This window comes from Microcoleus sp. Pol14D4, from assembly GCF_036701245.1.
GTDB lineage: Bacteria > Cyanobacteriota > Cyanobacteriia > Cyanobacteriales > Microcoleaceae > Microcoleus.
In genome coordinates this window covers 1-12,775 of record NZ_JAUBQM010000117.1, presented here as the reverse complement: position 1 = coordinate 12,775, position 12,775 = coordinate 1, and the positions used below count along the sequence as shown (strand labels likewise).

The 12,775-nt window shown below is 45.4% G+C and carries 9 protein-coding genes and 19 tRNA genes; 22 read left to right on the top strand and 6 right to left on the bottom strand.

The features are described from left to right. Positions 1 to 271 precede the first annotated feature (271 nt). The 5 genes from QUA33_RS26135 to petM all read right to left on the bottom strand — a co-directional run bounded on the left by QUA33_RS26135 (position 272) and on the right by petM (position 3,290). Positions 272 to 664: an aspartyl protease family protein gene (locus QUA33_RS26135; protein ID WP_333152425.1), complete on the bottom strand. Its 393-nt coding sequence runs from the start codon at positions 662 to 664 to the stop codon at positions 272 to 274. Then, positions 657 to 875, bottom strand: a complete 219-nt coding sequence (locus QUA33_RS26130) for a hypothetical protein (protein ID WP_333053554.1) — start codon at positions 873 to 875, stop codon at positions 657 to 659. Before QUA33_RS26130 ends, QUA33_RS26135 begins: the two co-directional genes overlap by 8 nt. Positions 876 to 1,091: 216 nt before the next feature. Continuing rightward, positions 1,092 to 2,009 (bottom strand): NAD(+) kinase, encoded by a 918-nt coding sequence (locus QUA33_RS26125; RefSeq protein WP_333152422.1) that lies wholly within the window; start codon positions 2,007 to 2,009, stop codon positions 1,092 to 1,094. A gap of 1 nt (position 2,010) precedes the next feature. Next, positions 2,011 to 2,988: an NmrA family NAD(P)-binding protein gene (locus QUA33_RS26120; RefSeq protein ID WP_333152419.1), complete on the bottom strand. Its 978-nt coding sequence runs from the start codon at positions 2,986 to 2,988 to the stop codon at positions 2,011 to 2,013. Positions 2,989 to 3,185: 197 nt separating this feature from the next. Next, positions 3,186 to 3,290 (bottom strand): cytochrome b6-f complex subunit PetM, encoded by a 105-nt coding sequence (gene petM / locus QUA33_RS26115; RefSeq protein ID WP_172189541.1) that lies wholly within the window; start codon positions 3,288 to 3,290, stop codon positions 3,186 to 3,188. A 70-nt stretch (positions 3,291 to 3,360) separates the two neighbouring features. Between petM and pdxA the strand changes: the two genes are divergently transcribed. Both pdxA and QUA33_RS26105 read left to right on the top strand, forming a co-directional pair. After that, positions 3,361 to 4,458: a 4-hydroxythreonine-4-phosphate dehydrogenase PdxA gene (gene pdxA / locus QUA33_RS26110; RefSeq protein WP_333152417.1), complete on the top strand. Its 1,098-nt coding sequence runs from the start codon at positions 3,361 to 3,363 to the stop codon at positions 4,456 to 4,458. Between the two features lie 120 nt (positions 4,459 to 4,578). Beyond that, positions 4,579 to 8,190: an OmpA family protein gene (locus QUA33_RS26105; protein ID WP_333152415.1), complete on the top strand. Its 3,612-nt coding sequence runs from the start codon at positions 4,579 to 4,581 to the stop codon at positions 8,188 to 8,190. 305 nt (positions 8,191 to 8,495) lie between these two features. Here the strand turns inward: QUA33_RS26105 and QUA33_RS26100 are convergent, their stop codons facing one another. Further along, a complete protein-coding gene (locus QUA33_RS26100) occupies positions 8,496 to 9,320 on the bottom strand; it encodes a biotin--[acetyl-CoA-carboxylase] ligase (RefSeq protein ID WP_333152413.1) in 825 nt (274 codons plus the stop codon). A gap of 495 nt (positions 9,321 to 9,815) precedes the next feature. Here QUA33_RS26100 and QUA33_RS26095 point away from each other — a divergent pair. The 20 genes from QUA33_RS26095 to QUA33_RS26000 all read left to right on the top strand — a co-directional run bounded on the left by QUA33_RS26095 (position 9,816) and on the right by QUA33_RS26000 (position 12,653). Continuing rightward, a tRNA-Asp gene (locus QUA33_RS26095) sits at positions 9,816 to 9,889 on the top strand. A 132-nt stretch (positions 9,890 to 10,021) separates the two neighbouring features. Then, positions 10,022 to 10,096: transfer RNA gene (locus QUA33_RS26090), tRNA-Glu, on the top strand. After that, positions 10,097 to 10,170, top strand: a tRNA-Cys gene (locus QUA33_RS26085). Positions 10,171 to 10,272: 102 nt separating this feature from the next. Continuing rightward, positions 10,273 to 10,347, top strand: a tRNA-Met gene (locus QUA33_RS26080). Positions 10,348 to 10,350: 3 nt separating this feature from the next. Beyond that, positions 10,351 to 10,425, top strand: a tRNA-Trp gene (locus tag QUA33_RS26075). Positions 10,426 to 10,431: 6 nt separating this feature from the next. After that, positions 10,432 to 10,505: transfer RNA gene (locus QUA33_RS26070), tRNA-Glu, on the top strand. Between the two features lie 5 nt (positions 10,506 to 10,510). Beyond that, positions 10,511 to 10,585, top strand: a tRNA-Lys gene (locus QUA33_RS26065). 13 nt (positions 10,586 to 10,598) lie between these two features. Then, positions 10,599 to 10,680: transfer RNA gene (locus QUA33_RS26060), tRNA-Tyr, on the top strand. Between the two features lie 34 nt (positions 10,681 to 10,714). Then, positions 10,715 to 10,789: transfer RNA gene (locus QUA33_RS26055), tRNA-Arg, on the top strand. Positions 10,790 to 10,794: 5 nt separating this feature from the next. Further along, positions 10,795 to 10,881 (top strand) — tRNA-Ser (locus QUA33_RS26050). A gap of 4 nt (positions 10,882 to 10,885) precedes the next feature. After that, positions 10,886 to 10,958, top strand: a tRNA-Phe gene (locus QUA33_RS26045). Positions 10,959 to 10,964: 6 nt separating this feature from the next. Beyond that, positions 10,965 to 11,039 (top strand) — tRNA-Asn (locus QUA33_RS26040). A gap of 85 nt (positions 11,040 to 11,124) precedes the next feature. Further along, positions 11,125 to 11,742: a hypothetical protein gene (locus QUA33_RS26035; protein ID WP_333152411.1), complete on the top strand. Its 618-nt coding sequence runs from the start codon at positions 11,125 to 11,127 to the stop codon at positions 11,740 to 11,742. 104 nt (positions 11,743 to 11,846) lie between these two features. Next, a tRNA-Gln gene (locus QUA33_RS26030) sits at positions 11,847 to 11,920 on the top strand. A 29-nt stretch (positions 11,921 to 11,949) separates the two neighbouring features. Then, a tRNA-Leu gene (locus tag QUA33_RS26025) sits at positions 11,950 to 12,026 on the top strand. A 23-nt stretch (positions 12,027 to 12,049) separates the two neighbouring features. Further along, a tRNA-Leu gene (locus QUA33_RS26020) sits at positions 12,050 to 12,130 on the top strand. A gap of 4 nt (positions 12,131 to 12,134) precedes the next feature. Continuing rightward, a tRNA-Pro gene (locus QUA33_RS26015) sits at positions 12,135 to 12,207 on the top strand. A gap of 122 nt (positions 12,208 to 12,329) precedes the next feature. After that, a tRNA-Leu gene (locus QUA33_RS26010) sits at positions 12,330 to 12,403 on the top strand. Between the two features lie 95 nt (positions 12,404 to 12,498). Beyond that, positions 12,499 to 12,570 (top strand) — tRNA-Thr (locus tag QUA33_RS26005). A gap of 6 nt (positions 12,571 to 12,576) precedes the next feature. After that, positions 12,577 to 12,653: transfer RNA gene (locus QUA33_RS26000), tRNA-Thr, on the top strand. Positions 12,654 to 12,775 lie beyond the last annotated feature (122 nt).

The following is a 12,775-nucleotide window of genomic DNA, read 5'->3' as shown; positions in this document are numbered from 1 at the left end:
TACATCATCAAATATTTTTAACTGGTTTACACACTGCTGTTATTGTACCTCATCTTTCTGAGAAAGGCTATATATCAAAAATAAGTGATACAACAGTCTAACAAGGGCGTGCAGCGGATGGCCTCAATACTCTGATAATGACTTGAAAATACTTGCCACCGCTGATGCCCAAGCCGTTATCTCGCAAACGCTGCCTGACTTTGGAGATGATTCGGAAGCTCGATCGAGAGTTAAGCTATAAATAAAACTCCGAGTTCTGCATCGATGCTTATTAGAAGCGAATAATTTCGATCGTGCATCGTGATCGCACAAAACAAACATCAAATTCTCGAAAGAAGTTGGTTTGCCCGAGAATTAATGGAACCTGAGAGGCTTGTGCCCAAGCAAATGCTAGGCGAACGGGTTCCAGATTCCCAATTTGAACATCTACAAATACACCCCGCGCCTCAACCGTTGCCAGATTTCCTGCCAATGGCAAGCGGACAGTTTGTTCCTCCCAAATTGCACCCAATTGCAGACCAATGTCATAAGGTAATAGATTGACCGCAGACCCAGTATCTAGCAGTGCATTCGCCGAGACAGAAAAGCCTGCATGAATAAGAGTTATGGGAATCGTGGGTAATGCTTCATCGTCAGAAAAGGGAAACTCGATCGAACTAGGCATGAGTAGATGCCTCTCGATCGTCTCGAATCATCTGCATCATAATGTTTGCCGCTTCCGTTGCATCGTAGAGCGATCGAACCGGATACTCTGATGCAGAAAAGATGACTTGTAGTTCAGCGTCTGGGATTTGCACTGCTAGGAGTTTGAAGAGTGATAATTTGTCTGACTGGCTCAGATTGTTCACCAAAGGTATTAACTCAGCGAGAGACATGGTTTAAACTCCCAGAAGTACGAGAATACATCTATCATAAACGCTGCCTGAGTTTGGAGATGGTTCGGAATCTCGATCGAGAATTAAGGATTCCGTAGGAGATTCCGATCAAACTTTATCCTGCCCAAAAACAAAGAAAAAGCCGCCCTAAAAGGCGACGTACTGAGCGTAGCCGAAGTGAGGGGACTTTAGCCCTCCGCTCATTACCAACAACTATCATGGCAACTCAACCGAACTTGGTTTAGCAATGTGAGGCAAGCCCCAGCCCAATTTTTCCCGCAAAATGTGGAAAAACTCAAAAGATTGCACCCGAATAAACCGGGCTGGATACGGAGATCGCTCGACTTGCACCCAATCTTCGGGCAGAACATAACATCCGCCGTTACCGTCTACCACCATCACCAGGCGGTTTGGACTCGCCGGCAAAATCTTGATCGGCTCAGTGTTGGAAAACACCAAAGCCCGCGAAGCCATTGAATGCGGGCAAATAGGCAGCAACTGCAACACCGGCACTCCGGGAATGATGACAGGGCCGCCGGCAGAAAGGGCGTAAGCTGTCGATCCTGTGGGAGTCGCGATGATGACTCCATCTGCGGCAATGTCAATAGAGGCGTGTTGCCCGATCGCCACTTCAAAATGACACATACAAGTCAGCGGTTCCCGGTGCAGCACCATTTCATTGAGACAAAGGGCTTCCCAGAGGCAGTCGTTTTCTCGAAACAGCCGCACCGCCAGCATCGATCTTTCTTCTATTTCGTATTCTCCGGCGATTACCTTTTCCAAAGCTTGCGGCAGCAAGTTCAGGTAAGTTTCTGTTAAAAAGCCCATGTGACCGGTATTGACAGTCAGCAGCGGCACTCCAATCGGAGCGACTTGGCGAAATGCCGACAGCACCGTACCGTCGCCGCCCAAAACCACTGCAAACTCCATGTCGCTGTCAAAACCGGGGGGGACGAGTTGTTCGATCTGAGTGTGGCACAGGGGTCGATCGGGGCTAGAATAGCCCAGAATTCCTCCGGAACCAGAAACCGAGCAAACCTCCCAGCCGCGGGCAGTCAGCTTGTCTTTCAACTCTGCGGCAATGCGACAAGCCACAGGTTTAACGTCGTTGTATATAATCCCAGCTTTCGGCACTTTAAAATGTAAAGGGCATTTTTTGTTTACTCCGTTTTTTAGTTTTAAGCTGCTCGTACTCTATTTCCTTGAGCTTCTTCAGAATCAGATTAAAGTATTCTTCGAGATAAGACTCCAAAGTAGTAGTTTCTTTGGGGTCGATTCCGAAGACACTGTAAACGTCATCCATCGGAGCTTTCAAGGGTTTTCCGGCGGCCAAAACTTCTGAAAAAGCCAATCTGTCAGCTACGTTCCAACTCCACTGAAAGAACTTAGCAAATTGACGAGTAGCCTTCAACAAGGCGTCTGGGGTGCGCGTAATTTTGGCTTGCTTCCCTGACAGCCGTTCGCACAACCGCACGATTTCTTCAGCATCCCAAGCGCGATTTCCCACAACCGGAAAGCTTTTTTTCTCGGTTTCGGGAACGGAAAGGGCCCGGACGGCAAATTTAGCAACGTCCTGAGTGTTCATGTAGGCAAGGGCTGACGGCTTGTTGGGCAGCCAGACTGCCTGATTGTCCAAAATCGGCATTGCATACAGACTCAGCAGTCCTTGTAAAAAGCCGCAAGGTCTCAAGATTGTATAGTCTAGACCGGATTCTGCTAAGAACAATTCGGTACAGCGCTTGATTTCCAACAAGGGGACTTGGGGATATTTCTCGGCATCGAGAAAGGAAAAGAATATGTAACGCTTGATGCCTGCTGCTGCTGCTGCTTGGATCAGCGATACTTTTCCGTCCCAGTCTACTCTTTTGATGCTGACAGAATCCGCAGCACTGGCTGTTGCTGCATCAATAATAGCACTGACGCCTTCTAGCGCCGGAGGCAGAGTGTCTGGCTGGCAAAGATTCCCCGGTACGAGTTCCGCGCCCCATTCTTTCAAAAATGCAGCTTTTCTGTAACTTCTGACTAAACAGCGCACCTGGTAGCCCTCGTCTAGGGCGCGGCGGGCTATTTGGCGGCCGAGAGTGCCGGTGGCACCTAAAATCAATAAAGTCATCTAGGGATTAATTATGAATCTTAAACTTTCAATAAGATGGTATCAGGTTTTTGTTAAGTTTTTTATAAAAACTTAACAAAAACCTGAATTTTTCTCATTTTAGGCTTGAGATATTCGGCAGAAGGCTGGCTTTCGGCAGCAAGTAGACTCTAGAAGGCAGAAGGTAAAAGGCTTCTGAAGGATTGGTTGAAAAAAACTTATTCTTCGCCGCCTTGCAATTTGAGCAGGAGGAAGCCTCCACCTATACCCACGAAAATTAGGGAAAAGGACAAAAAGGCTGCATTGAAAATTTCAGGATTCATGGTTTTATAAGTCCAATTGGGCGATCGCATTAAATAAAGATAATATAATTTGGGGCAACCAGGTACATGAATGCTAAAATTTCAGTGCCGAAATTGCTGTATTTTGTTGGAGAAAACTGCCTTGAGTCTCGATCGGGAATCACAACTAGCTGTAACTCTCGGAGATCCGGCGGGAATTGGCCCGGAGGTGATTCTCAAGGCATTGGCAGATCCCGCTGCTGCTTGGAGGGTAACGGTTATAGGTTCTAGGAGAGTTTTGCAGGAAACTTACGATAAGTTGCGATCGAGCAATCCCGCAGCACAAGCGGCAAATCCCGAAACATTAAATATTATTGATATTGAACCAGACAACAAGTGGGGCGAAATAGTCCCCGGTGTCGGGAGTGCAGCTAGCGGGGCCGCTAGCTTTGCTTACATGGAAAGTGCGATCGCCCGTACCATCGCCGGCGAATTCTCGGCGATCGTGACAGGCCCGATTTCCAAAACTTGCTGGCAGGCGGCCGGTTACAATTATCCCGGACAAACAGAACTCCTCGCAGAAAGGGCAAAATCGCAGCGGTTCGGAATGCTGTTTGCCGCCACATCTCCCCACAGTGGCTGGACGCTGGTAACTTTACTGGCTACCACACATATTGCCCTGCGTCAAGTCCCCGATGCGTTGAGTCCCGAATTACTGAGTGAAAAACTAGAATTGCTGATAGACTGTTTGCGGGAAGATTTTGGGCTGGAAAGACCGAAAATTGCGATTTCTGGCTTAAATCCTCACAGCGGCGAAAATGGCAAACTGGGAAACGAAGAGCAAGACTGGATGATACCTTGGTTGGAAACGCAGCGCGATCGCTTTCCTCAAGTGCAGTTAGACGGGCCAGTCCCCCCTGATACCCTGTGGGTAAAACCGGCTAAAGTTTGGTACGGTTTAGCCAAGGAAGCTCACGACGGTTACTTGGCAATGTACCACGACCAGGGGTTGATTCCAGTAAAATTGATGGCTTTTGATAAAGCAGTCAACACTACAATTGGCTTGCCTTTTGTCCGCACCTCTCCGGATCACGGCACAGCTTTTGATATTGTAGGTCAAGGGATTGCGGATGCCTCCAGCATGAAGGCAGCATTGCAGTTGGCGGCTCAGTTGGCTAGTCGCAGAACAGCAGTTAAAATAAGGCGATAGCTTTAGTACGCCTGACGCTTGGAAAAATTGTGTCATTCCTATTGATTGTCGCTGGGGTGAGGCGGCAAGCAAGCTGGTAATTTCCTTCGGTCGATAAAAATCACGTTTGGGTAGGGCAGTATGGCAGCATCAAATGACAATTCAGGGAAAATATATCAGTCAGAAAAAGAAGTTTCTGATGCAACTATAGCAAGTTCTAAAGCTGGAGAGCAACTTCAGGAATTGCTAACCATACTGACTGAATTCCAGTTATTAAAGAAATCAAAAAAAGAACCGAGCGAGCTGAAGTTACCGCTTGCGGAAAAGTCTATTCAGCGATTGGAAAATGAGGAAAATCGGCGCAAACAATTGTCTTTTCGGATCGAATCACCGAGTATTGTACCCGAAGTATTAACTAACGAGGAAGAGATCCCATCTCAAAGACGAGAAAACAATAATGAGGAACCAGATTTATCTATAGCCCGGAAGATAGCAAAAAAAAATCCACCGTCTGAGGAAGAGTTAGAACAAGCAGTAGAGGAGTTTAAGCGGTTGCAGCAACTGCTGTTTGAAAGGGATTTACCGGAATTTTACAGTAATGTTTTGAGCGTGGAACAAAGGTTAGAAAATTTTGAGAAGTTGATGTCTGAACCCCAAGAGTTGATGACTTTACTGAAGCCGTTAATTCCTGAGTTGATGAGAGATGAATTAGAGGGGTTGAAGTCGGAATTAAAAAAGGCGAGCGAACTCGCTAGCAGCGATCAAATTAATCAGCTCGAATTGCAGACCAAAATAGCTGATTTGGAAAATAAAATTGCTAACTTTAACCAGCAGCAACTGCCGAATTCAGAACAGTTAATGCAACGGGTGATGTTGGTGGTGGGCGAGCTGCTGAAGCGTAAGGTAGAGGAGTCTAAGTTAGAGGTAGCTTCGGCGATCGCACCAAAAGTCAATCAAGTAATTCACAATCAAAACGGACTTGAAGAACAGGTAGTAAGAATTGAAGATAGAGTTGCGAATATTCAGCAGCGTTACCAGCAGCAACCGGAAGACTTAATCAAGCAGCTAGTACCAGTAGTTACCGAATTGCTGAACCGCAAAATTAGTGAATTAAAATCAGAGATTGTAGAAGCTATCACCCCCTCAGTACAGGTAAGAATAGCTTGGGTAGAAATAGAAGAAAAAGTATTGAGCATCATCGAACGGCGACTGGCTACACAACAGTCGCCACTTCAGAAGCCAGAAGAGATACTGGCGATGCTAATGCCCGCAATAGCTGATTTGCTGAATCAGAAAATCGATGAATCAAAATTACAAGTAGCAGCGACGATCGAACCTTTGATACAATCAGCAATTCTTCAAAGAGAAGTTCAAGGAAAATTGAGCGATGTAGAAAGTAGACTAAATAATCTCCAGCGACAGCAAAAAACTCAGCCAGAAGATATAATGGCAAGGTTAATGCCGTTAATGATTGAGTCGCTGAACCGGAAAATCGAGGAGACAAAGTTAGAGGTGAGAGAGGCGATCGCACCTGGTGTCAACACGGCTATTCAAAACAGCGGTATTGCAGCACAAATATTAAATAATGAAACTAAAATTGTCGAAGTTCAGCAGCAAGTTTTAGGCGAGATAGAAGGGTTGATGGCAAGAATAATGCCAGTGATTGTAGAAATGCTGTCTCGAAACATCGGGGAAGCAAAGCTGGAGATAGAATCTGCGATCGCCCCGGCTGTCGATGCCATCATTCAGAATAAAAGGATCGATCAAAGACTCGCGAAAATCGAACAAAAGATTGTAGCGATCGAACACCGGATTTATGAATCGACAGACTTGTTTACAGATTTACTGAAACCTTTGATTGACGAGCTGATGGTTAGCCATCACGCCCAACTGCAAAAGTCTGTCATCGAATCTATTTTGCCTTTGTTAGATGAAGTTGTAAGTTATAATTACAGACTCAACGATAAAGTAGGCGAACTCGATCGCAAAATTACTGATGCGGAATGGGGAGGCGATCGGGAAGAATTACTTGCCAGAATTAAAGTCATCTTTCCCGAAATGATGATCCAAACAATTAATGAGTCTAGAAAATCATTTGTCGAAACCATAGCTCCGATAATTGATGAAATAATTAATACGAAAAGCCGAGAAAATAGACAATCGATGGGAGTAGCCATATCGCCTGCTCTGACTGTGGGAATCAGCCACAGAATCAGTGAATCGCCCGATGAAATTGCCATGGCGATCGCGCCGGAAATGGCCACCGCTATCAAACAGCAAATTCATCTCAAGCGAGAAGCAATGTCGGATGCACTTTATCCGATCATCGGCAGCACGATTTTAAAATACATCGCCGAGATGATGCGGGACATTAATGAAAAACTCGAAGCATCTTTAAGTCCAGAGGGAATTAGTCGCAAAATTAAAGCAAAATTACAGGGCATTTCTGAAGCAGAATTGCTGATAAAAGAAACAACACCTCTGAGTGTTAAAGCTGTTTTTTTAATTCAAACAGAATCGGGCTTAGTAATTTCTGCAGTGCAGAAGTCTGAACGCGAACAGCTAGAATCAGAGATGGTAGCGGGGATGCTCACTGCTATTCGGGCTTTTGTCAACGATTGCATATCTCAGTCTGGAAATATTGCAGAAATTGATGCAATAGAATACGGCACATCTACGATCGTATTGGAAGTAGCGGGTTCGTGTTATCTAGCAGTAGTGATGCAAGGAGAAACCCGCCAGTGGTTTAAGTATAAAATGCGAGCGATATTCAACAATATTGTTCAAGAATACGGAGATATAATTCGGTCATTTAACGGCGATCCAGCAACTGTGCCACCAGAAGTCAACTCGAAATTGCAAAAATTAATCGATACAGAGGTAAAAGTTAAATCTTCTAAACGTCCCATTTTACCAATTATCGGTTTGGCAGCGTTAGGTTTAATTGGGGTACCTTGGGGAATTCATCAATACCGCAGCGGAGTTGAAGCCAGCTTAGAAGCAGATACGAATTTAGCATTACAATCTGCTCCAGAGTTATCGGTTTATCGTATCGCGGCAGATGTTAAAGATAAATTATTGCAGATTTCGGGACGAGTGCCGAATCAAAATCTGCGATTGAAAGCGGAAAAAATCGCTCAGCAAGTGGCTCCACAATCAAGAATTGAAAATAAAATTATAGCCGTTGAAGTACCTCCCGATCCAGTTTTAGTCGAAGCCGATGTCAAGCGGACAGCAGCTCTTTTGAATAAAGTAGAAAGCATTAATATCTCAGCTCGCTATGCAGAGGGAAAAGTCGCCGTTGCAGGCAGCGTGAGCAAAGTGCCAGATGCTCAGAAAATAACTCAAGCTTTTGAGAAAATTCCGGGGGTGAAGTCTGTCACAAATACAGTGATAATAGGAACTCCACCGCCGCCAAAGATAATAATGCCTGTTCGCGTGTATTTCGGTGCAGGTTCGGCAAGTTTGCAGGCGAAAGATGTAGCAGAAAAGCTTAGCAAAGTCAAGGACTATATGGAGAAAAATCGCACGAAGAATTTAAGGATAGTTGGCTACAGCGATTTTAAAAGCACTCCGGTAGAAAATCAAAAGTTGGCACTGGAAAGGGCGACAAATGTGAAAAATATTTTGGTTAGACAAGGGATAAATGGCAACAGAATACAAGTTGCTTCTACTAAGGGTCGTCCGGAAGGTGTGGAGGCAAATCAACCGCTGTGGTTGAGCAGATTGGTAGTATTTGAGGTGATAAATTAAAATAGGGAATTGGTAATTGAAAATAGGGAATAGGGCATCGGGCATTGTTAATTGAGAATTTTCCCTAATGACTAATGACTAATGACTTCTTTCTCTTAATTTATAGTAACTGGGAAGAAGGTTAGGACATTTTTAATTGCTAAAAATATTGCTCTGACTGCATTTCCCTTCTTTATTCTTCGTTACATCCGTTACATCCGTTACATCCGTTACAGAATCCGTTGCCGAACTTCCTTCTTCCTTCTTCGTTACATCCGTTACATCCGTTACATCCGTTACAGAATCCGTTGCCGAACTTCTTCCTCTTAAATTAATCTAACTCGCCCGGAGGTAAAGGCTTGTATTCGATCGCCCGCCAAGCATACTAACAAGCGACCGCTTCCGTCAATGCCGGCGGCTTCTCCGCAGATGGTTTCCGACGCAAGGTCGATCGCCACCGGGCAGCCAATCAACGCATCGCGGCGGCGCAATTCCGGCAAAAGTAGCGCTAAACCGGACTTGGAGGCTGGCTTGTCTGTGGTAGAAAACATATCGGCGAGTTCGAGTAAATAGTGTCGCAGCCGATCGAGCAAACACAGTTCATCTGGTACTTTACTAGCAATAGAATGCAAGCTTACGGCATTGCCGAGATCCCTTTCATCCAATCCCGCAGCCGCGAAATCTACGCAGCGGTTGAGTCCAATTCCCACAACGGCGCGAGTTTTGCCAGAAACATTGCCGTTGGTGGCTTCGCAGAGAATTCCGGCTAATTTGTGGCGATCGATCCAGACATCGTTTGGCCATTTCAGGCGCAGCATATCGCGACAGTCGGGAACCAAATCTTCGATCGCGTAAATCACCGCTAAACCCGCTGCTAAACTGAGTCCTGGCAACAGATTGGGGTTGAGGTTGTCGAGTACAAAACTAACAGTCAAGACACCAGTTGGGGCGTGCCAGGTGCGCCCGTGTTGGCCGCGCCCGCTGGTTTGTCGCCTAGTAAATACTGCATCTCCGTGGTGGAGTTGGGCCGCCCGGGCGATAGCCCAACTGTTGGTGCTCGGACAGGTATCCAACGAGTATAGCCAGTGATGGAGGTTTGGGCGATCGGCTTCTGGCAATGCGGACACGGGAGTTAAGGGCAATTCAGACAACGTTTGATTTGTAGTATTTGATATCTAAAAGCTGATTATCGCATTTTCCAGAAGTGCCACCTCGCGCGACGGCGAGAATTTAGACAAATCGGTGTGTAGTACAGTTTCAGCATCAGATTTACCTTGCACCACAACCTCAGTTTAGCAGCAAAAATATTGATATATAAGGATTTGGAGGAACGTATAGGGTTGGTTGGAGCGATCGACACCCCTTTAAAAAACCCAATTTAAAAAAAAGTTGTATTACCCCCTTGACAGTCTTGTATTACGCAATGTAGTATAAATGTACGGCGAAGGGGAAAGAGCTTCAAAGCCTTACCCCACGAGCAATATGAACCTTGAAAACTGAATAGGAAGTTAATCGTGTCACATAATTGTGGACATCGGCGGTGTAGACTCCGGCAACAAAAGCCCGATCGGGTTGTAGTACGCGGAATCAACCGCCACCCCGTCCCAACTTGAGTAATTCAAGGACAGAATATTGTTCATTTTCGCGGGGGTATAGCTCAACCGGTCAGAGCAGTCGCCTGTCGAGCGAAAGGTTGCGAGTTCAAGTCTCGTTACTCCCGTCAGTCGATTTTAGATTTTAGATTTTAGATTTTAGATTTACTCCACAGGAGAAGAATCTCGGAATTGGAACTTTGGTCTAAAATCCACACCTCCTGTCGGAAAGCAAGTATCCGTTTTTCGGTGGAGGTCAAAGTCCTGTAGGCAAAAGTCAAGCCGTCTCCCCCTCAAGGAGAAGATTGCGAGTGCAAACCTCGTCGGGACTCCCAGGTTAGGTGGTCGAGTGGTTGAAGGCATCGGTCTGCAAAACCGAATTTCGCGGGTTCAAATCCCGCCCTAACCTCTGTTCCCAATACGAAATTAAAAATTAGAAATTAAAAGATTAAACTAACCGTCTTTTAATGGATTTTTTTAACTTTGAAAAGGAACGAAGCGAAAGTGACATTGCAGCGTAGCTTAATCGTAAAGCGCCAAGTTCATACCTTGGTCAATGCGGGTGCAAATCCCGCCGCTGCCACCAAAAGCAGGGATGGTGTAACTGGCAACACTCTGGTCTCCAAAACCAGCATTCTGAGTTCAAATCTCAGTTCCTGTGCCAATTTATAGTGCTGTAGGCAAATGGTTTAAGCCGCTTGGTTTTCACCCAAGTGATTGCGGGTTCAACTCCCGTCAGCACTTCTCGTGGGTCGTTGGCAGAATGGTTTTGCAGCCGCCTTTTAAGCGGATGGATCGAGGTTCAATTCCTCGACGACCTACCAAAACTCGTATCTTGGGTTGGCCCTCCTATTGGCGTGGGTAGCTGTCTGTAAAACAGTAGCTTAAAGCGTTGCTGGTTCAATTCCAGCCCGACCCATTTGTAACTGCATTTAATATGCAGTTGCAATCTTGAGAACGTGGTGTAACTGGATAACATCTCAGTCTACGAAACTGAAGATTTGGGGGTTCAAATCCCTCCGTTCTCGCGCTCGGAGAGGTGGCCGAGTGGCTTAAGGCGCTTTCCTGCTAAGAAAGAGCGGTTTAACAGCCGTCGAGGGTTCAAATCCCTCCTTCTCCGTTTTCCCCCGATAGCTCAGTTGGTAGAGCGCTTGTCTGAAGAATAAGAGGTCGTCAGTTCGATACTGACTTGGGGGATTGCGTTGCCTTATAGCTCAATGGTAGAGCAAGCGGTTGTTAACCGTTAGGTTGTAGGTTCGAGTCCTACTGGGGCAGCCATTTTACACAACGTTAAAAAGTTGGTAAAGCATGGTGCAGAGCTCATTTATAATAATATAATAATTACTTGAGTTCTACACTTTTCATGAAATACACCAAAGAAATCTTGGAAGAAGCTGTTAAACATTCATTTTCTATCAGTGGGGTTTTAAGGCAACTTGGTATAGCAGGTGGTGGAAGTCATGGTTACATAACTAAGCGGATTAAAGAGTTGGGTATTGATACTTCTCACTTTAAACAATCCGATCAAAGTTTGAAAGGGCTTAATCCCAAAAAGCCTTGCCAAGAAATTTGGGTTCTTAGTTCGCGCAATCAAAGAACACCAACATTCCAACTTAGAAGAGCATTAATGGAGATTGGTAGAGAGTATAAATGTGAAAACAATAAATGTTTGGTGCAAAGTGAATGGTTAGGAGAGAAGTTAGTTTTAGACATCGATCACATCAATGGTAATTGGCAAGATAATAGGCAAGAGAATCTGAGATTTATTTGCCCTAACTGTCACAGACAAACTGAAAATTATGGCAGTAAACGCAGAGAGCCGGAAGCAAATAATTACATAGCTCGCCAGAACAAAAGAGTTCCTCATCTGAAAGCCAGAAAAGTTGAACGTCCCTCTAAAGAAGAGCTAGAAAAAATGCTTTGGGAAAAACCAACCACTTGCTTAGCAAAAGAGTTTGGTGTCAGTGGCAAGGCAATATAAAAATGGTGTAAGACTTATGGAATTCAGAAACCGCCAAGAGGATATTGGAATCGAAATAAAAAATATTAAATATCTAAATATTTAGTAAGTTGAGTAACTGTTATTGGGAAGTCGCCTAATCGGTATGGCACCGCTCTTTGAAAGCGGAAAAATGCAGGTTCGATCCCTGCCTTCCCAGTTCTGCTATTACAAAAGCAGATTAATGATGCTCCTGTAGCCCAATTGGCAGAGGCCGCAATTTCAAAAATTGTGTTGTGTGAGTTCAAATCTCACCAGGAGTACCAAAGTTTCAACTAAGTTTCTACTTGCTCCTGTGGCGGAATTGGCAGACGCGGCAGACTTAAAATCTGTTCTATTTTGATTGTGAGTTCGAGTCTCACTAGGAGCATGAACGGGATGTAATTCAGCGGCCAGAAGCCATGCTTTGGGAGCATGGAGTCGTTGGTTCAAATCCAACCATCCCGACTTTGCCCCTGTGATGTAATTGGAAAACATCGCTTACTCAGAATGAGCGTCTTACAGGTTCGATGCCTGTCAGGGGTATGAGGTTTTATTCAATCTCAAATCTCAAATCTCAAATCGGTTTTGCCCCTGTAGCCCAATCGGTAGAGGCGCTAGATTTAGGATCTAGTTAGTGCTGGTTCGATGCCAGTCAGGGGTATTTGGTGACATAGCGGGTGAAGTAGCCTGGGTAGGCTTGGAGGTCTCATAAGCCTCTTAATAGCAGGTTCAACTCCTGCCCCCGCCACCAAAAATGCAGCTGTGATGTAATTGGCAACATGAGGCTCTTGTAAAGCTTTCTTGCGAGTTCAAATCCCGCCACCTGCTTGGCGTGCTGGTGTAGCTCAATTAGGCAGAGCAACTGATTTGTAATCAGTCGGTTGTAGGTTCAATTCCTATCACCAGCCCCACAATTGCGGATATGGTGTAACGGTAGCATTCGAGTCTTCCAAACTCTAGAGCGTCGGTTCAGTATTAGGTATTGACAAGAAAAAGGCTGTATGCAGTTACCCGGTCAATGAGTTCGACTCTA

What these genes read in the sequence shown, in the direction of transcription:
- QUA33_RS26135 (WP_333152425.1), bottom strand. Translation starts at nt 664, where the DNA reads ATGCCTAGTTCGATCGAGTTTCCCTTTTCTGACGATGAAGCATTACCC.
- QUA33_RS26130 (WP_333053554.1), bottom strand. Translation starts at nt 875, where the DNA reads ATGTCTCTCGCTGAGTTAATACCTTTGGTGAACAATCTGAGCCAGTCA.
- QUA33_RS26120 (WP_333152419.1), bottom strand. Translation starts at nt 2,988, where the DNA reads ATGACTTTATTGATTTTAGGTGCCACCGGCACTCTCGGCCGCCAAATA.
- petM (WP_172189541.1), bottom strand. Translation starts at nt 3,290, where the DNA reads ATGAATCCTGAAATTTTCAATGCAGCCTTTTTGTCCTTTTCCCTAATT.
- pdxA (WP_333152417.1), top strand. Translation starts at nt 3,361, where the DNA reads ATGCTAAAATTTCAGTGCCGAAATTGCTGTATTTTGTTGGAGAAAACT.
- QUA33_RS26105 (WP_333152415.1), top strand. Translation starts at nt 4,579, where the DNA reads ATGGCAGCATCAAATGACAATTCAGGGAAAATATATCAGTCAGAAAAA.
- QUA33_RS26035 (WP_333152411.1), top strand. Translation starts at nt 11,125, where the DNA reads ATGAAATACACCAAAGAAATCTTGGAAGAAGCTGTTAAACATTCATTT.